Source organism: Nocardioides renjunii (genome assembly GCF_034661175.1).
Lineage (GTDB): Bacteria > Actinomycetota > Actinomycetes > Propionibacteriales > Nocardioidaceae > Nocardioides > Nocardioides renjunii.
This window is the reverse complement of sequence record NZ_CP141058.1, coordinates 1028450-1045617: the sequence shown is the minus strand read 5'-3', so window position 1 is coordinate 1045617 and position 17168 is coordinate 1028450. Positions and strand designations below refer to the sequence as shown.

Annotated in this window: 13 protein-coding genes; 8 read left to right on the top strand and 5 right to left on the bottom strand. The window is 71.3% G+C overall.

What is annotated here, in order from left to right:
• Positions 1-19: 19 nt before the first annotated feature.
• The 5 genes from SHK17_RS04930 to SHK17_RS04910 all read left to right on the top strand — a co-directional run bounded on the left by SHK17_RS04930 (position 20) and on the right by SHK17_RS04910 (position 7540).
• The gene (locus tag SHK17_RS04930) at positions 20-1243 is read left to right on the top strand and encodes a hypothetical protein (protein WP_322921259.1); all 1224 of its coding nucleotides are present in this window, start codon (positions 20-22) and stop codon (positions 1241-1243) included.
• 10 nt (positions 1244-1253) lie between these two features.
• Complete coding sequence (locus SHK17_RS04925; RefSeq protein ID WP_322921258.1) at positions 1254-4394, top strand: DUF3604 domain-containing protein; 3141 nt, start codon at positions 1254-1256, stop codon at positions 4392-4394.
• A gap of 114 nt (positions 4395-4508) precedes the next feature.
• The gene (locus SHK17_RS04920; RefSeq protein WP_322424831.1) at positions 4509-6053 is read left to right on the top strand and encodes a BCCT family transporter; all 1545 of its coding nucleotides are present in this window, start codon (positions 4509-4511) and stop codon (positions 6051-6053) included.
• Positions 6050-6991, top strand: coding sequence for an ABC transporter substrate-binding protein (locus SHK17_RS04915; protein WP_322921257.1), 942 nt, complete (start codon positions 6050-6052; stop codon positions 6989-6991). Before SHK17_RS04920 ends, SHK17_RS04915 begins: the two co-directional genes overlap by 4 nt.
• A 45-nt stretch (positions 6992-7036) precedes the next feature.
• Positions 7037-7540 (top strand): Hsp20/alpha crystallin family protein, encoded by a 504-nt coding sequence (locus SHK17_RS04910; RefSeq protein WP_172270205.1) that lies wholly within the window; start codon positions 7037-7039, stop codon positions 7538-7540.
• A 15-nt stretch (positions 7541-7555) separates the two neighbouring features.
• Here the strand turns inward: SHK17_RS04910 and SHK17_RS04905 are convergent, their stop codons facing one another.
• Genes SHK17_RS04905 through SHK17_RS04895 form a run of 3 tightly spaced genes read right to left on the bottom strand, consistent with a single transcriptional unit; the run spans position 7556 to position 11046 of the window.
• The gene (locus tag SHK17_RS04905) at positions 7556-8332 is read right to left on the bottom strand and encodes a succinate dehydrogenase/fumarate reductase iron-sulfur subunit (RefSeq protein ID WP_172270203.1); all 777 of its coding nucleotides are present in this window, start codon (positions 8330-8332) and stop codon (positions 7556-7558) included.
• A gap of 10 nt (positions 8333-8342) precedes the next feature.
• Positions 8343-10223 carry a fumarate reductase/succinate dehydrogenase flavoprotein subunit gene (locus tag SHK17_RS04900; protein WP_322921256.1) on the bottom strand — a complete coding sequence of 627 codons (1881 nt, stop codon included), beginning with the start codon at positions 10221-10223 and terminating at the stop codon, positions 8343-8345.
• Position 10224: 1 nt separating this feature from the next.
• Positions 10225-11046: a hypothetical protein gene (locus SHK17_RS04895; protein WP_322921255.1), complete on the bottom strand. Its 822-nt coding sequence runs from the start codon at positions 11044-11046 to the stop codon at positions 10225-10227.
• Between the two features lie 145 nt (positions 11047-11191).
• On the opposite strand from SHK17_RS04895, the gene SHK17_RS04890 reads away from it, so the two are divergent.
• From SHK17_RS04890 to SHK17_RS04880, 3 genes are all read left to right on the top strand, one after another.
• On the top strand, positions 11192-11920 hold the full coding sequence (locus tag SHK17_RS04890) for a succinate dehydrogenase cytochrome b subunit (protein ID WP_322921254.1): 729 nt from the start codon (positions 11192-11194) through the stop codon (positions 11918-11920).
• Positions 11921-12020: 100 nt separating this feature from the next.
• Positions 12021-13973, top strand: coding sequence for a fumarate reductase/succinate dehydrogenase flavoprotein subunit (locus SHK17_RS04885; RefSeq protein WP_216652404.1), 1953 nt, complete (start codon positions 12021-12023; stop codon positions 13971-13973).
• Positions 13970-14713, top strand: a complete 744-nt coding sequence (locus tag SHK17_RS04880; protein WP_172270199.1) for a succinate dehydrogenase/fumarate reductase iron-sulfur subunit — start codon at positions 13970-13972, stop codon at positions 14711-14713. The genes SHK17_RS04885 and SHK17_RS04880 overlap by 4 nt, the downstream gene beginning before the upstream one ends.
• 188 nt (positions 14714-14901) lie before the next feature.
• Here the strand turns inward: SHK17_RS04880 and SHK17_RS04875 are convergent, their stop codons facing one another.
• Positions 14902-15849 carry a hypothetical protein gene (locus SHK17_RS04875; protein WP_322921253.1) on the bottom strand — a complete coding sequence of 316 codons (948 nt, stop codon included), beginning with the start codon at positions 15847-15849 and terminating at the stop codon, positions 14902-14904.
• Between the two features lie 269 nt (positions 15850-16118).
• Entirely contained in the window at positions 16119-17168 is a 1050-nt protein-coding gene (locus tag SHK17_RS04870) for a YihY/virulence factor BrkB family protein (protein ID WP_322921252.1), read from the bottom strand.

Here is a 17168-nt window from a genome sequence, read left to right as displayed (position 1 = left end):
CGTTCCTAGCGTCACCGCCATGACCGACGTCCACCTCCACGTAGGGCTGGCCAAGACCGGCACGACGACCATCCAGGCGGCGCTCGAGGCCGGCGCCGGGAGGCTGGCCGCAGAGGGGGTGCTCTTCCCCGGTGGCAGCCACCGCGCGCAGCGGCTGGCGGCCTACGACCTGCTCGGCCAGCGGGTGCACGGCGAGGAGCGCGGCCAGGTCCCGGGGGCGCTGCGCCGCCTGCTCGCCGAGGTGACGGCGTACGACGGCGCGCGCGTGGTCGTGTCGGAGGAGGAGCTGTCGCTGGCCCGCCCGCGGCAGGCGCGGCGGCTGGTGCGCGCTCTCGGCGACCACCGGGTCTTCGTCGTGGTGGGGGTGCGCGACGTCGCGCGCACCGTGGTGTCGTCATGGCAGCAGACGGTCGTCAACGGCGGGTGCGTCACGTGGCACGACTTCGTCTCGAGCGTGCGTGGCGAGCCGGGCGCGCCACCGAGCGAGGGCCTGTCCTTCTGGTACCGGCACGACGTGCGCCGGGTGGTGGACGCGTGGGCCACGGCGGTGCCGGCCGAGCGCATCCGTCTGGTGACGGTGCCGCCGCCGGGAGCCGGGCCGACGACCCTGCTCGACCGCTTCGGCCGGGCCACCGGCCTGCCCGACGGCTGGGCCGGCACCCTCCCTGCTTCGCGCAACGTCTCCCTCGGCGCGGCCGAGCTCGAGGCGGTGCGGCGGCTCAACGAGTCGGTCGCGGGAGCGCTCACCACCAGCCAGCACCGGTTCGTGGTGGAGGCGGGCATCCGTGCGCGGCTGGCCGGGGCGGCCGGTCGCCCGCTGGAGCTGCCGGCCGAGCACCGGGCGTGGGCGCGGGCGTACGGCGAGGGCGTGGTGGCCGACCTGGCGCGCCGCGGCCTCACGGTCCACGGGGACCTCGCCGACCTCGTGCCGGCGCTCGAGGGCGGGACCGGGCCCGCCCTCGACCAGGTGGCCGACGACGAGCTGCTGGCCGCCACGCAGGCGGCGCTCGTGTCGCTCGCCCTCGACCACGGGCGGCTCTTCCGCCGCTACCGCCGGGCGTTCCTCGAGACGGAGGGACGCCTGCCCGGGGTCGCCGAGGTGCTGGGCAGCGGGGCGCGGGCCGGCGGCTTCAACGTCCGCAAGTGGGTCCTGCACCGGGCCGACCACCACCCGCTCGTCGCGCGCGCCTCGCGCGCCTACGTCGGGCGCACGTCCGGCCACAGGGGGGCCGGACAGGGCTAGGTTGTGCGGCATGCACGACCACGCGCACGGGCACGGTCACTCGCATGCGCACGTCTGCGGCGGTCCCGACCACCACCGGGGCGACTACACGCCGCAGCAGCGCGCCGACCTCGACCTGGTGCTGGCCTTCAACCGCCGCATGTCGGAGGCGATCAACTCGCGTCTCGACGTCCGCGCGGTCGAGGAGGTGCTCGACCCCGACCCGCTGCGGTTCATGTGGGTGGACGAGGGCAAGGGCCGGGTGGCCGAGATGATGGCGCACGCCCACGCCGTGCTGGACCAGGCGCCGCGCCACGACGGGCACGCCCGCGCCGGCGCGGACCCGGTCGCCGGCGCGAGCAACGCCGCTCGCCCGACCGTGGCCGTCGGCCCCGACGGCACGAGGCTCGTCGCCTGGACCGAGTGGGTCCCCGGGCGCGGCGAGCTCGTCCGGGCCGCGCTCGGCGACCAGGTCGACGCCGGCGAGTCGGTCGTCGTCTCGGGCGAGGTCGCCGACGTCCACCGGCCGACCGCCGCGATCACGACCGGCGGCGTCGCGTGGGTGCTCTTCGGGCGCAGCGACGACGGCGACGTCGCGGTCTGGGGCACCCGCTGGACCGGCACGGGCTGGTCGGACGCCGAGCCGGTCAGCGACGGCGGGCACCCGGCGTTCAACCAGGAGGCCGTGGCGCTCCCCGACGGCGGGCTCGAGGTCTGCTGGCAGGCCCGCCACGAGGACCGCTTCGCGATCTTCACGCGTCGCTGGACGCCGCTCGGCGGCTGGGGCGACACCGTCCGGGTCAGCAGCGGGGTCGAGGCCAACGTCTGGGACCCGAGCGTCACCGCCTTCGCCGACGGCGCGACGGCCTACGCCTGGTCTGAGTACGCCGACGGCGCCTACCGCGTCGTGGTGCGGCGGCGCACGCCCGACGGCGAGCTGGGCGAGCCGCAGGACCTGACGTCCGGGTCCGACTACGCGCTCCACCCCCACCTCGCGGTCACCCGCGACCAGCAGCTGTGGTGCGCCTTCGACCTCATCACCGTCGTCGGCCACGGCGGGAGCGGACCCACCAAGCTCCGCGCGGTCGCGGACGTCGGCGCCGACCCCGCGGTCGTGGACGGCGTGCGACCCGGCAGCGAGAACGTCCCGCCCGAGCTGCTCCCCGACGTCTCGGCATCGATCCGGGTCGTGGCCGTCACCGACCACGGGTTCCTCGACGCCCCCGGCGACCTCGCCCCGACCCTCGACGTGGTGCCGGCCGGGCTGCCCAAGCTGGTCGCGACCGAGGACGGCGGGCTGGTCGTGGCCTACCGGGTCCACCGGCGGCTGCCCCTGATGACCTACTACTGGGAGGTCGCCGCCCAGGCGCTCGGGCCCGGTGGGTGGCTCCCGCCGACGACCTTCAGCGGCACCGACGGGACGCTCGAGGAGGTCGCCGTGGCGGCGGGCCCGGACTCGCAGGTGGTCGTCGCCGCCCAGACCGACTCCCGGCTGCAGGTGGCCCTCGACTGGACGGAGGGGTTCGGCGGACGCGAGTGCCCCTACCTCCACGACCACCACGGCGCCGTCGTGTGGCACGGAGTGCACGGCATCGGCACCGTCGTCCTCGCGCGGACCGCGTCGGCCGGTGTCGCGATGGCACCGCCCACGGCCGGCGCACGGACGAGCCGCGTCCACGCCGGCGACCGTCCGGACGCCCGGCGCTGGGCGGAGCCCGCTGCGCGCGACGGGCGCCGCGAGCGCTACACCGTCACGAGCGGCGAGCGCACCTACCAGCTCTACTGGGGCGACCTGCACCGGCACTCGCTCGTCAGCCGGTGCACCGCCGGCGACGAGCCGTCGCTCGAGGACTTCTACCGCTACGCGTGGGACGTGTGCGAGTACGACTTCTGGGCCGTGACCGACCACTCCGAGAACTCCTCGGACCACCAGTGGTGGTCGATCCAGAAGATCGCCGACCTCTTCAAGGTCGACGACCGCTTCGTCCCGCTCTACGGCTTCGAGTGGACCTCGGCCGACAGCGGCCACCAGAACGTCATCTTCGGCGACGTCCCCCGCGGCGCGCCGATCTTCTCGGCGTTCGCCGAGGGCACCACCGACCCGGCGGGGCTGTGGGAGCAGATGGCCCAGCACCCGGACTTCCCCGCGATCACCATCCCCCACCACCCGGGCTCTGCGATGGTCTACAACGACTGGGACTACCACCACCCCGACTACAGCCGGCTCGTCGAGATCTTCCAGGCGTGCCGCGGCAACTACGAGGCGCTGGGGGCGTTCCGGCAGTACAGCGACGCGACCCAGGAGGGCACGTTCGTCCTCGACGGTCTCCAGCGCGGGCACCGCTTCGGGTTCATCGCCTCCTCCGACCACGGCCACGGCGCCAGCTATGTCGGCGCGTTCGCGTCCTCGCTGGACCGGGCCTCGGTGTTCGAGTCGTTGCACGCGCGCCGCACCTTCGCGGCGACGACCCGCGACCTGCTGCTCGACGTACGTGTCGGCGAGGCGCTGATGGGCGAGGCCGTGGTGCTCGACGGGCCGGTGACCGTCGCCGTCCACGCCGAGGGCTACGCCGAGCTCGCCCGCGTCGACATCCTGCGCGACGGCGTCGTGGTCCACGCCACCGCGTCCGGCCCCGACGTGCCGGACGGCGAGGTGAGCGTCCCGGTGCGCGTCGAGTGGGGCGGGAGCGACCGGACCACCGCGTGGGACGGGACGCTGAGCGTCAGCGGCGCCCGCGTCGTGCAGACACCGTTCTGGAGCCCCGAGGTGGTGGAGGTCGACGAGGCGTCGGTCCGCTGGGCGTGCACGACGGCCAGCTTCGGCGAGCCCTACGGCTCGCAGCGCGGCGGGATCGAGCTGACCGTGGTCGGTCCGCGGGATGCCACGGTGGGCGTCCGCGTCGGCGAGCGGACCACCGAGGTGACCCTCGGCGAGCTGCTCGACCACCCGGTCCACGAGGTCCCCGGCGGCGACGGCAACGGTCACCTGCGCCTGCAGCCCGGGATCGGTGGGCTGTCCGGGATCGGCACCACGTCGCTCGACCTCGCCTGGACCGATCCCGAGCCACCAGGCGGCGGCTCGCGGTTCTACTACGTCCGCGTCTTCCAGGTCGACGGGGAGATGGCGTGGTCCTCCCCCGTGTGGGTGGATCCCGTCCCGCAAACTCAGTAAGTCGATCCAGAAGCGGCACAACGGCATTGACAGGCACACCGCTCACCATCATGGTGGACCGATCCTCCGGGTGACGTCGTCGCCCGTGCGTCCTCGGGAGACCATGTGAAGCGGATGCTCAAGGACGTCGACCCGATCGTCTTCTGGGGGTCGGCGGCCCTGATCGCCGCCTTCGTCGCCTGGGGGCTCCTCGGTCCGACCAGTCTCGCGACCGTCATGGGCAGCTCGTTGGGCTGGGTGATCGGCAACTTCGGCTGGGTGTTCGTGCTGATCGCGTTCTCCGTGCTGGCGCTGTGCATCTTCCTCGTCATCCACCCGTGGGGTCGGCTGCGGCTCGGCCCGGACGACTCGCGGCCCGACTTCGGCACGTTCTCGTGGGTGTCGATGATGTTCGCCGCCGGCCTCGGTGCCGGGCTGCTCTTCTACGGCATCGCCGAGCCCGTGTCGCACTGGTCGTCCCCGCCGCACGGCCTCGCCGAGCCGGAGTCGGAGGCCGCCGCACTCGTCGCGCTGCGCTACACCTACTTCCACTGGGGCTTCAACGGCTGGGCGATGTACGCCGTCATGGGCGGGGCGATGGCCTACTTCAGCTTCCGCAAGGGGCTGCCCGTGCTGGTCAGCTCGACCTTCACCCCGGTCCTCGGGCCGGACGCCTCCACCAAGCCGCTCGGACGGCTCGTCGACGCCCTGGCCATCGTCGCCACCCTCTTCGGCACCGCCACCGCGCTGGGGCTCAACGGGCTCCAGCTCAACAGCGGCCTCAACTACCTGCTCGACGTGCCCAAGTCCGACGCCGTCGCGGTCACGATCATCGTCGTGGTGACCCTCCTCTTCGTGGTCTCGGCGACCTCCGGCGTCGAGAAGGGCATCAACTTCCTGGCCAACCTCGGCGCCTTCGCCACCATCGGCCTGTTCGTGTTCTTCCTCGTCGTCGGCGGCTCGACGGTCCTGGTCATCTCCCAGGGCATCGAGTCGATCGGCAACTACGTCCTGCAGGTGCTGCCGATGTCGCTGCAGACCGGCGTCGGGGACGAGCAGTGGATGGCGGGCTGGACGATCTTCTACTGGGCCTGGTGGGTCTCGTGGGCACCCTTCGTCGGGATGTTCGTCGCCCGCATCTCGCGGGGTCGCACCATCCGCGAGTTCATCGTCGGCGTGGTCGCCGCGCCCACCGGCTTCGGCTTCCTGTGGTTCGCGGTCGTCGGCGGCACCGGCATCGAGCTGCAGCGCAGCGGCCGGGCCGACATCGTCGGCTCGCTCTCCACACCCGAGCTGGTGCTGTTCACCGCGCTCGACGTGCTCCCGCTGCCGGTCCTCAGCAGCGCGCTCTGCGTCGTGCTCATCGCGCTGTTCTTCATCAGCGGCGCCGACGCCGCCTCGGTCGTGATGGCCACGATGGCCTCGCGCGGCTCGCTGCGGCCCTCCAAGTTCGTGGTGATCGTGCTCGGCCTGCTCATGGGCGGCATCGCCTGCGCCATGCTGCTGGTCGGCGGGCTGACCGCGCTGCAACAGGCGGCCGTGCTCGGCTCGGTGCCGTTCACCTTCGTCCTCGTCGGCGTCGCGTGGTGCTGGATCAAGGCACTCCGCGAGGAGACCGCCGGCGGCGCGTCGCCCGCCGTGGTCGTGAAGGAGCGCGCGGGCACGGGCGGCGCCGCATGAGCCGCGCGTCGAGGTCCGCCCTCGTCCTGGCCGCGCTGGCGCTCGTCGCTGCGTGCGGCGAGCCCAACACCGAGCGCGACGCGTCCCAGCAGCCGCAGGGCGCGAGCCTGCGCGTGACGATCGGGACCCAGGCCTTCCCCGAGGCCCTGGTCCTCGGCGAGCTGTGGCGGCAGGCGCTCGCCGTCAACGGCTACACCGTCGACCTCCGCAAGGCCGTCGGCCCGGCGGAGGACCTCGACCAGGCGCTGCGCGACGGCGACATCGACGGCTACGTCGCCTACACCGGCACCGTCCTCTCCATCGTCGCCGGACAGGAGGTCTCCGGCCTCGACCCCGAGCAGACCTACGACGCCGTGGAGGACTACTACGACGACCAGGACATGGAGGTCAGCGAGCCGACGCCGTTCGAGAACAAGGACGCCATCGCCGTCGCCGACGCCTTCGCCGAGGACAACGGGCTGACCTCGATCGCCGACCTCGCCGACCTGGCCGCCGGCGACGGGGTGAGGCTCGGGGCGCGGCCCGAGTTCGAGGACCTCTACCTCGGCCTCGAGGGACTGCGTGAGGTCTACGGGCTCGACGACGTGGAGTTCACGCCGGTGGAGCTCGGCGAGCAGTACGCCCTGCTCGACGACGGCGAGGTCGACGCGGTCGACGCCTTCACCACCGACCCGCAGCTGCGCGGTGGCGGCTTCACGCTGCTGGAGGACCCCGAGCTGCTCTTCGGCTCGCAGAACGTCGTGATGGTCGTCGACGAGGGCAAGCTCGACTCCATCGACTCCGACGCCTTCATGGACGTCATCGACACCGTCAACGCCCAGCTCACCGAGGACGCGATGGTGGACATGAACGCCGAGGTGACCGACGGCCGCGGCGAGGCGGACGTGGCCCGCTCGTTCCTGCGCCGTGTCGGCCTGATGACCCCGCTGCGCGGCTGACACCCGTCCCCCACGATCCCCCGCCACCACACCCAGGAGCCACCGATGCCCGACCGCCGCAACCCGTTCGAGGGCGTGACCGACTTCGTCAGCGAGCTCTCCCGGCTGCGCTCACTGGGCGTGCACGGGGCGCTGGAGTCCTCCGGCGACAACCCCGAGCGCACCCACGCCTCGGCCTGGGTGCCCAGCACCGACATCCTCGCCACGGGCGACGACCTGGTGATCCGCATCGAGCTCGCGGGCGTGGACCCCGCCGACGTCGACCTGCGGTTCAACCACGGCGTGCTGACCGTCTCCGGCGCGCGCCAGGCGGGAGAGGCCGAGCACGCCGAGGACGCGACGTTCCTGGTCCGCGAGCGCTACCACGGCGAGTTCCGGCGCGCGATCACGCTGCCGGACGACGTCACCCCGGAGCAGATCGAGGCGACGTTCGAGGACGGCCTGGTCACCATCGTCGTGCAGGGCGCCGCCACCGACCGCGACGGCAGCCGGATCGAGATCGCCCACCGCGGCGGCGCGAGGAAGTCCCGCCGGGTCCAGCCCTCCTGAGCCGCTGCTGACCGGCTAGACCTCGGTGCGGCCGTCGTCGTCGCGGTTGCGCAGGCCGATCTTGTTGCCGAGCCACACCAGCGGGTCGTACTTCCGGTCGACCACGCGCTCCTTCATCGGGATGATCCCGTTGTCGGTGATGTGGATCCCCTCGGGGCACACCTCGGTGCAGCACTTGGTGATGTTGCACATCCCCAGCCCGGCCGCGTCCTGCGCGAGCCTGCGACGATCGTGGGTGTCGAGGGGGTGCATGTCGAGCTCGGCGTAGCGGATGAAGAAGCGCGGCCCGGCGAAGTGCTGCTTGTTGTCCTCGTGGTCGCGCACCACGTGGCACACGTCCTGGCACAGGTAGCACTCGATGCACTTGCGGAACTCCTGGCCCCGCTCGACGTCGACCTGCATCATCCGGCGCTTGCCGTCGGCGTCGCGCGGGCCGAGCTCGGCGTACGGCAGCTGCTTGGCCTTCTCGTAGTTGAACGACACGTCCGTGACGAGGTCGCGGATGACGGGGAAGGTGCGCATCGGCGTGACCGTGATCGTCTCGGCCTGGTCGAAGTCCGAGAGGCGCGTCATGCACAGCAGCCGTGGGCGGCCGTTGACCTCGGCGCTGCACGAGCCGCACTTGCCGGCCTTGCAGTTCCAGCGGATCGCCAGGTCGCCGGTCTGGGTGGCCTGCAGGCGGTGCAGCGCGTCCAGCACCACCTCGCCGTCCGACACCTCGACGGTGTAGTCGGTGAGCTCGCCGCCCTCCGCGTCGCCGCGCCACACGCGCATCTTGAGGTCGTAGGCCATGTCCGTCCCCTCACGTGTCCTGGAAGAGCTGCTCGAGGTCGGCGGGCATCACCGGCAGCGCCTGCTCCGTGATGTCCACGCCGTCGCCGGACGCGTCGAGCGTGAGCACCAGGTTCTTGGCGCCCCACCCGGGGTCGGGCCCCGGGAAGTCGTCGCGGGTGTGCCCGCCCCGCGACTCCTGGCGGGCCAGCGCGGCCCGGGCGATGCACTCGCTGACGAGGAGCATGCTGCGCAGGTCGAGCGCGAGGTGCCACCCGGGGTTGTACTGCCGGTGGCCCTCGACCACCATCCGGGTCGCCCGCTCCTTGAGCTGCTCCAGCGCCTCGAGCGAGCGCTCGAGCTCCGGCGCGGTGCGGATGATCCCGACGAGGTCGTTCATCGACTGCTGGAGGTCCTGCTGGATCGTGTAGGGGTTCTCGGAGCCCCCCGACGCGTCGGCTGCGACGTCGAACGGCGCCAGCGCGCTCGCCTGCGCCTCCTTGACGTCCACCTCGTCGATCACCGGACGCGCGCCCTGCTGCCCGGAGGTGACGGCGTACGCCGCTGCGGCCTCGCCGGCCCGCTTGCCGAAGACGAGCAGGTCGGAGAGGGAGTTGCCGCCCAGCCGGTTGGAGCCGTGCATCCCGCCGGACACCTCGCCCGCGGCGTAGAGCCCGGTCACGGCCGACTCCTGGGTGTCGGGGTCGACCTCGACGCCGCCCATGACGTAGTGGCAGGTCGGGCCGATCTCCATCGGCTCGGCGGTGATGTCGACGTCGGCCAGCTCCTTGAACTGGTGGTACATCGAGGGCAGCCGCTTGCGGATGTAGTCGGCGTCGCGGCGGCTGGCGATGTCGAGGAAGATGCCGCCGTGCGGTGAGCCGCGCCCGGCCTTGATCTCGGAGTTGATGGCCCGCGCCACCTCGTCACGGGGCAGGAGCTCCGGCGGCCGACGGTTGTTCTTCTTGTCGTCGTACCACCGGTCCGCCTCCTCCTCGGTGTCGGCGGTCTCCGCCCGGAAGTAGTCGGGGATGTAGTCGAACATGAAGCGCTCGCCCTCGGAGTTGCGCAGGATGCCGCCGTCGCCGCGCACCGACTCGGTGACGAGCAGGCCCTTCACCGACGGCGGCCACACCATGCCGGTCGGGTGGAACTGCACGAACTCCATGTTGATCAGGCTCGCCCCTGCCCGCAGCGCGAGGGCGTGGCCGTCGCCGGTGTACTCCCAGGAGTTGGACGTCACCTTGTAGGACTTGCCGATGCCGCCGGTCGCCAGGATGACGCTGGGCGCCTCGAAGGTGATGAAGCGGCCGGTCTCGCGCCAGTAGGCGAAGGCGCCCGCCACGCGGCCCTGCCGGTCGCCGGCCTCCTTGAGGACATCGGTGACCGTGCACTCCATGAAGACGTCGATGCCGAGCTGCACGGTGCGCTGCTGCAGGGTGCGGATCAGCTCGAGCCCGGTGCGGTCGCCGACGTGGGCCAGCCGGGCGTAGCGGTGGCCGCCGAAGTCGCGCTGGGAGATCAGCCCGTCCTCGGTGCGGTCGAACAGCGCGCCCCAGTCCTCGAGCTCGAGCACCCGCTCCGGCGCCTCCTGGGCGTGGAGCTGGGCCATCCGCCAGTTGTTGAGCATCTTGCCGCCGCGCATCGTGTCGCGGAAGTGGACCTTCCAGCTGTCCTCGGGCCACCGGTTGCCGAGCGCCGCGGCCGCGCCGCCCTCGGCCATCACGGTGTGGGCCTTGCCGAGCAGCGACTTGCAGACCACCGCCGTCCGGGCGCCGGCCTCCTGCGCGGCGATCGCGGCCCGGAGCCCGGCGCCGCCCGCACCGATCACCACGACGTCGTACGTGTGGCGCTCCATGCCGCCGCGGGCCTCGGGCGACATCTCGTTGCCGGTCATCTCGTGTCGGGTCATCTCAGAAGAACCTGATGTCCTGGATCGTGCCGGTGGCGAGCAGGAAGATGTAGAGGTCGACGAGGGCGACGGAGAACAGCGAGTACCACGCCCACCGGCCGTGGCTCTCGTTGAGCCGCGAGACCCAGGTCCACAGCCGGTAGCGGACGGGGTGCTTGGAGAAGTGGCGCAGCCGGCCGCCGACGATGTGGCGGCACGAGTGGCACGAGAGCGTGTAGAGCCAGATGAGCGCCACGTTGACGATCATCAGCAGCGTGCCGAGCCCCATGTGGACCCCGCTGGTCTCGCCGTCGCCCACGGCGTACTGCGCCGGCATCGGGCGGAAGGCCAGGACCGCGTCGAAGGTGAGGACCAGGCCGACGACCACGGCGGCGTACCAGAACCAGCGGTGGACGTTCTGCAGGACCAGCGGGAAGCGGGTCTCGCCGGAGTACGACGCGTGCGGCTCCGCGACGCCGCACGCGGGCGGGCTCATCCAGAACGCGCGGTAGTAGGCCTTGCGGTAGTAGTAGCAGGTCATCCGGAAGCCGAGCGGGAAGACGAGGATGATCAGCGCCGCCGACAGCGGCCACCAGGCGAACGGCTGCCCGAAGTCGGACGCCCCCTCGACGCAGTCGCCGAGGCACGGCGAGTAGAACGGCGACAGGTAGGGCGAGGCGTAGTAGTCGCGTCCCATGAACGCGCGGACGCTGGCGTAGACGACGAAGGCCGAGAAGACCACGAACGTCGCGAGCGGCTGGAGCCACCACCGGTCCTGGCGCAGGGTCCGCGCCTCGACGTGCGCGCGGGTCGGACTCGTCACGCCGTGGTCGGTCGTTGCCATGCGTCCTCCAGACGGTCCGGGCGTGGGTCCGGGCGATGGCTCCGACTATGGCGTGAGTCACACTCCAGCGGAAGTGGGCGCGCCCGGACGAACCTCACACTGCCTCGGCGCGGCCTCCGCGTGAGCGGAGATATACGGTGAAGAGGTGGCAACCCAAATCAACGCCTCCCGCCCGTCCGGTCCCACCCTGGTGAAGGGCGCGCGGGCATCGCGCACCACCGTCGCGCTGAAGCTCGCCATGGCCGTCAGCGGCTTCCTGTTCGTGGGCTTCGTGCTCGCGCACATGTACGGCAACCTGAAGGCCTTCGGCGGTCACGACACGTTCAACGAGTACGCCCACCACCTGCGCGAGCTCGGCGAGCCGTTGCTGCCGCACGAGGGCGCGCTGTGGATCCTCCGGCTCGGCCTCATCATCTCGCTCGTCGTGCACGTCGTCACCGGCGTGCTGCTCTGGCGTCGCGCCGCCCGGGCCCGCACGACGAAGTACGCCGTGAAGAAGAACTCCGGCGTCACCCGCGCGAGCCTGATGATGCGCTGGGGCGGCGTCACCATCCTGGTGTTCCTGGTCTGGCACCTGCTGAACTTCACGATCGGCAAGGTCAACCCGCAGGGCGGGGCGACCAACGACCCCTACAACCTCATGGTCGACACCTTCGACGTGTGGTGGATGACCGTGATCTACCTCGTCGCGATGCTGGCGCTGGGCGCCCACCTGCACCACGGCATCTGGAGCGCCGCCCAGACCCTCGGCTGGACCGGCACCGCCGCCAAGCGCCGCCGGGCCAAGCAGGTCGGCTTCGTCACCGCACTCGTCATCTCGGGCGGCTACTCCCTCGTCCCGCTCGCCGTCCTCGCCGGCATCATCACCAAGTAAGGGGTCATCGCACGTGAGCCACGACATGGACATGCCCGACACCGTCACCGCGACCGAGGCCTCGGCCACCGTCGCGCCGGACGGCGACTACGACGACGCGATGGGCTACTACACGCCGGGCGAGCCGCTGGTCGACGGCAAGGCGCCCGACGGTCCCGTCGCCGAGCGCTGGCAGAACCGCAAGTTCGAGGCGCGCCTGGTCAACCCGGCCAACCGCCGCAAGCTCTCCATCATCATCGTCGGCACCGGCCTGGCCGGCGCCTCGGCCGCCGCCACGCTCGGCGAGGCCGGCTACAACGTCAAGACGTTCTGCTACCAGGACTCCCCGCGCCGGGCGCACTCCATCGCCGCGCAGGGCGGCATCAACGCCGCGAAGAACTACAAGGAGGACGGCGACTCCGTCCACCGGCTGTTCTACGACACCGTCAAGGGCGGCGACTACCGCTCGCGCGAGTCCAACGTCTACCGCCTGGCCGAGGTTAGCACCAACATCATCGACCAGTGCGTCGCGCAGGGCGTCCCCTTCGCCCGCGAGTACGGCGGCCTGCTCGACAACCGCTCCTTCGGCGGCGTGCAGGTCTCGCGCACCTTCTACGCCCGCGGGCAGACCGGCCAGCAGCTGTTGATCGGCGCCTACCAGGCGCTCGAGCGGCAGATCTCCACCGGCACCGTCTCGATGTTCACCCGCCACGAGATGCTCGAGCTGATCGTCGCCGACGGCAAGGCCCGCGGCATCATCGCCCGCGACATGGTCACCGGCGAGATCCAGACCCACCTCGCCGACGTCGTCGTCATCGCCTCCGGCGGCTACGGCAACGTGTTCTACCTGTCCACCAACGCGATGGGCTCCAACGTCACCGCCGCGTGGCGCGCGCACCGCAAGGGCGCCTACATGGCCAACCCCTGCTACACGCAGATCCACCCGACGTGCATCCCCGTCTCCGGCTCGCACCAGTCCAAGCTGACGCTGATGTCGGAGTCGCTGCGCAACGACGGCCGGATCTGGGTGCCGAAGAACCAGGCCGACTGCGACAAGGACCCGCGCGACATCCCCGAGGAGGACCGCGACTACTACCTGGAGCGGATCTACCCCTCGTTCGGCAACCTGGTCCCCCGCGACATCGCCTCCCGCGCCGCCAAGAACGTCTGCGACGAGGGCCGCGGCGTCGGCCCCGAGGTCGACGGCACCCGCCGTGGTGTCTACCTCGACTTCGCCGACGCGATCGACCGGCTCGGGCGCGACGCGGTCGCCAACAAGTACGGCAACCTCTTCGACATGTACGCCCGCATCACGGGCGAGGACCCCTACGCGGTGCCGATGCGGATCTACCCCGCCGTGCACTACGTCATGGGCGGGCTGTGGGTCGACTACGACCTCCAGTCGACGATCCCCGGGCTGTTCGTGACCGGGGAGGCCAACTTCTCCGACCACGGCGCCAACCGCCTCGGCGCCTCCGCGCTGATGCAGGGCCTCGCCGACGGCTACTTCGTCCTGCCCCACACGATCCGCGACTACCTCGCCGACGGCCCGTTCGAGCCCATCGGCGAGGACCACCCGGCCGTGGTGGAGGCGCGGGAGTCGGTGCGCGCCCGCACCGAGCACTTCCTGTCCGTCAACGGCACCCGCAGCGTCGACTCGTACCACCGCGAGCTCGGCAACATCATGTGGGAGTACTGCGGCATGGAGCGCAACGAGACCGGGTTGAAGAAGGCGATCGACCTGATCCGCGGCCTGCGCGACGACTACTACCGCAACGTCAAGGTGCTCGGCGCCTCGGAGTCGCTCAACCAGTCGCTGGAGAAGGCGCACCGCGTGGCCGACTTCTTCGAGCTGGGCGAGCTCATGTGCGTCGACGCGCTCAACCGGCGCGAGTCCTGCGGCGGGCACTTCCGGTCGGAGTCGCAGACCGAGGACGGCGAGGCGCTGCGGCACGACGAGGAGTTCGCCTACGTCGCCGCCTGGGAGTGGGCCGGCCTCGACGAGAAGCCGATCCTCCACAAGGAAGACCTGGTCTACACGGCCATCGAGATGAAGCAGCGGAGCTACAAGTGAACGTGACCCTGAAGATCTGGCGTCAGCCGGACGCGGCGTCCGAGGGCGCCATCCACACCTACGAGGTGGCCGACGTCTCGCCCGACATGTCGTTCCTCGAGATGCTCGACGTGCTCAACGAGCAGCTCAACGACCGGGGCGAGGAGCCGGTCGCCTTCGAGTCCGACTGCCGAGAGGGCATCTGCGGCAACTGCGGGCTGATGATCAACGGCGAGGCCCACGGCCCGGAGGTGACCACAACCTGCCAGCTGCACATGCGGTCCTTCACCGACGGCGACACGATCACCGTCGAGCCGTGGCGCGCCGACGCCTTCCCCGTCCTCAAGGACCTCGTGGTCGACCGCGGCGCCCTCGACCGCATGATCCAGGCTGGCGGCTACATCTCGGTCAACACCGGCTCGGCCCCCGAGGCCCACTCGGTGCCCGTGCCCAAGGACGATGCCGACCGCGCCTTCAACGTCGCGACCTGCATCGGCTGCGGCGCCTGCGTGGCGGCCTGCCCCAACGGCTCCGCCTCGCTCTTCCTCGGCGCGAAGGTCACCCACCTCGGCCTGCTGCCCCAGGGCCAGCCCGAGCGCGACGAGCGCGTGGTCAACATGGTCGCCCAGCACGACCACGAGGGCTTCGGCGGCTGCACCAACATCGGTGCCTGCACCGCGGCCTGCCCCAAGGAGATCCCGCTCGACGTGATCTCCCAGCTCAACAAGGACCTGCGCACGGCCATCAAGCACGGCCACTGACCCACCAGCGTCGACGAGGGCCGGGGGTGTCTCCCCCGGCCCTCGTGGCGTGTGTGGTGCTGCGACGCTGTGGGCGGTGAGTGACGCAGCTTTTCTGCGGCAAGAACCTGTCTCACTCACCGCTCGTGCGCTGTTTCGCGGCTGAGCGGTGAGTGACGCAGCTTTTCTGCGGCAAGAACCTGTCTCACTCACCGCTGCCGAGGGATGCGCGGGCGGACCAGCCGGCTGATCGGCTGGAAGAGGGCCTCCCACGTCCCGCCGAAGTCGGGCGCCGGGCCGTCGTACCCGCGTTGCACGAGAGCAGCGTGGACGGTGCGCACGGCGGTCCTCGGGGTCCGCAGCCGCTCCTGGGTGATCAGCTCGTAGGCGACGCCGTGACGTCGGTAGGCGCGGTAGCGGTCGATGTCCGCGTTGTACTGCCCTCGCTCCTCCTGGTGCTGCCTGCCCTCGTACTCGATCGCCACCTCGCACGTGTCGAACCACTGGTCCGGCGTGACCTCGATCCCGGGCGCGAGCTCGATCGTGCGGTTGACCTGTGGAACGGGCAGACCGGCGAGGACGACGTACGCCAGCAGCTCCGCCTCGGGCAGCGACCGGCACCGGTCGCTGAGGTGCGGCAGGACGTACGACGTCTCCGCCACGCCCCGGCGCCACGGCTCCTCCTCGATGATCCGGTCGAGCAGGCCGAGGTCCAGCAGGCCCAGGCGGCGCATCTCGCAACCGACCTTGATCGCGTCGATCAACCGAGCGGCCGCGCAGTAGGCCACATAGGCCGCCTCGGCGGTGGCCGCGCCGTCGTCGTTCGGAGGCAGCTTGACCGTCCGGTGCAGGAAGACGTCGGGCAGAGCCAGGTGATGGTCTCCCTGCACGACGAAGTGGAGCGGGGTGCGCGGACCGTAGTCGATGCCGAGCTCCTGGATCCGGGTGATGCCTGTCGTCAGCGCCTCGTCGGGCAGGGCGAGCCGCGCAGCTGCAAGTCGGTCGCCGAACGACGGCTCGAGGCTGCGGTGGCAGTAGACAGCGTCATACAGTCGGCGGAACTGCGGTCCCGACAGCACGCCGCGCGTGATGCCGGACTCGAGCGCCTCGGAGCGCCGGAAGGGGCGGTTGCGGAACTCATCGGGGACGGCATACATCCCGCCATGGAGCCAGCCCGTCCCGCCGAGGACCAGCCGCTCCGACACCGCCTTGGGGACGACCTCCCGAGGTGCGCACCTGTGGACAGCTGGTGGCGCGCGGAACCCCCTCGTCGAGCGGTGAGTGACGCAGGTTCTGAACGCCGAGAAGTTGTCTCACTCACCGCTCAGGTCGGAGTCGTCAGCCCAGCGGTGAGTGACGCAGGTTCTGGGCATCGAGAAGTTGTCTCACTCACCGCTCCAGGCGGCGCGGGGCAGCCCACGGACCCCTAGGACCGCCGACGGCGGACGAGGGCGACCAGCCCGAGCATCGAGGCGGCGCCGGCGGCGAACGCACCCGTGGTGGAGGCACCGGCGGGGGCGGGGCGTACGACGGCCGCGGCCGCGGTCAGGTCCATCTGCGGGCCCTCGACCGCGCGGGCGTCAGACGTGCGGGCCTCCCGCTCGGCGCGGGCGGCGGGCGAGGTGAAGGCCCAGGCAGCGGCGAGGACGACGATGCGGGAGAAGTAGTTGATCCACACCAGGAGGATCAGCGCGATGCCGAAGGCCTGGAAGGCCGGCGAGCTCGCCGTGCTCTTGAGCAGGAACGTCGAGAGCTGCTTGAGGACCTCGAAGCCGATGGCCCCGAGCAGCGCGCCCGACCAGAGCGAGCGGGTCGGCACGTTGGGGTGGGCCAGCAGCCGGAAGAAGGCGAAGTAGAGCAGGGTGTTGGCGGCCATGCCGAGCACGAGGGCGAGTGCCCAGAAGAAGACCTCGGCGACCACGCCGAGCCCGAGCCACTCCACGATCGGGGTGAGCACCTTGGTCGCGATGCCCGACACGGCGACGCTCGTGACGAGGATCGAGCCCAGCGCGAGGAGCGCCAGCACGTCGCGCACCTTGCCCACGACGAAGTTCGGCTGCTCGCGCTCCGGCTCCTCGAAGACGGCGATCAGCGCGGTGCGCATGCCCGAGAGCCAGCCGAGCCCGGAGTAGAGCGTGAGCAGCACCCCGACGCTGAAGATGCCGGGCGCGGCCTCCTGCAGCGTCTCGAGGCTCACGCCGTTCTCGCCGCCCACGAGGCCGGGGAGCACGGAGTTGGCAGCGTCGACGAGGGTGTCCTCGGCGCCCGACCACACCTTCGCGACCTGGCCGAAGACGGCGAAGGACAGCGCGAGGATCGGGAAGAAGGACAGGAAGGCGAAGTAGGTCACCGCGGCCGACAGCGCGCTGCCGTTGACGGAGCCGTAGTGCTCCACCATCCGCACGGCGTGGTCGACGAGGGGACGGTGCTCGCGCACGTCCTCGATGCGTTGCTTGACGTTCGACACGAAGGACAT

Bases quoted from the DNA above. Each gene is read 5' to 3' on its own strand.
- SHK17_RS04885 (WP_216652404.1), top strand. From the start codon at position 12,021: ATGGGCTACTACACGCCGGGCGAGCCGCTGGTCGACGGCAAGGCGCCC.
- SHK17_RS04910 (WP_172270205.1), top strand. From the start codon at position 7,037: ATGCCCGACCGCCGCAACCCGTTCGAGGGCGTGACCGACTTCGTCAGC.
- SHK17_RS04915 (WP_322921257.1), top strand. From the start codon at position 6,050: ATGAGCCGCGCGTCGAGGTCCGCCCTCGTCCTGGCCGCGCTGGCGCTC.
- SHK17_RS04930 (WP_322921259.1), top strand. From the start codon at position 20: ATGACCGACGTCCACCTCCACGTAGGGCTGGCCAAGACCGGCACGACG.
- SHK17_RS04870 (WP_322921252.1), bottom strand. From the start codon at position 17,168: ATGTCCTTCGTGTCGAACGTCAAGCAACGCATCGAGGACGTGCGCGAG.
- SHK17_RS04900 (WP_322921256.1), bottom strand. From the start codon at position 10,223: ATGACCCGACACGAGATGACCGGCAACGAGATGTCGCCCGAGGCCCGC.
- SHK17_RS04925 (WP_322921258.1), top strand. From the start codon at position 1,254: ATGCACGACCACGCGCACGGGCACGGTCACTCGCATGCGCACGTCTGC.
- SHK17_RS04875 (WP_322921253.1), bottom strand. From the start codon at position 15,849: ATGTATGCCGTCCCCGATGAGTTCCGCAACCGCCCCTTCCGGCGCTCC.
- SHK17_RS04920 (WP_322424831.1), top strand. From the start codon at position 4,509: ATGCTCAAGGACGTCGACCCGATCGTCTTCTGGGGGTCGGCGGCCCTG.
- SHK17_RS04905 (WP_172270203.1), bottom strand. From the start codon at position 8,332: ATGGCCTACGACCTCAAGATGCGCGTGTGGCGCGGCGACGCGGAGGGC.
- SHK17_RS04895 (WP_322921255.1), bottom strand. From the start codon at position 11,046: ATGGCAACGACCGACCACGGCGTGACGAGTCCGACCCGCGCGCACGTC.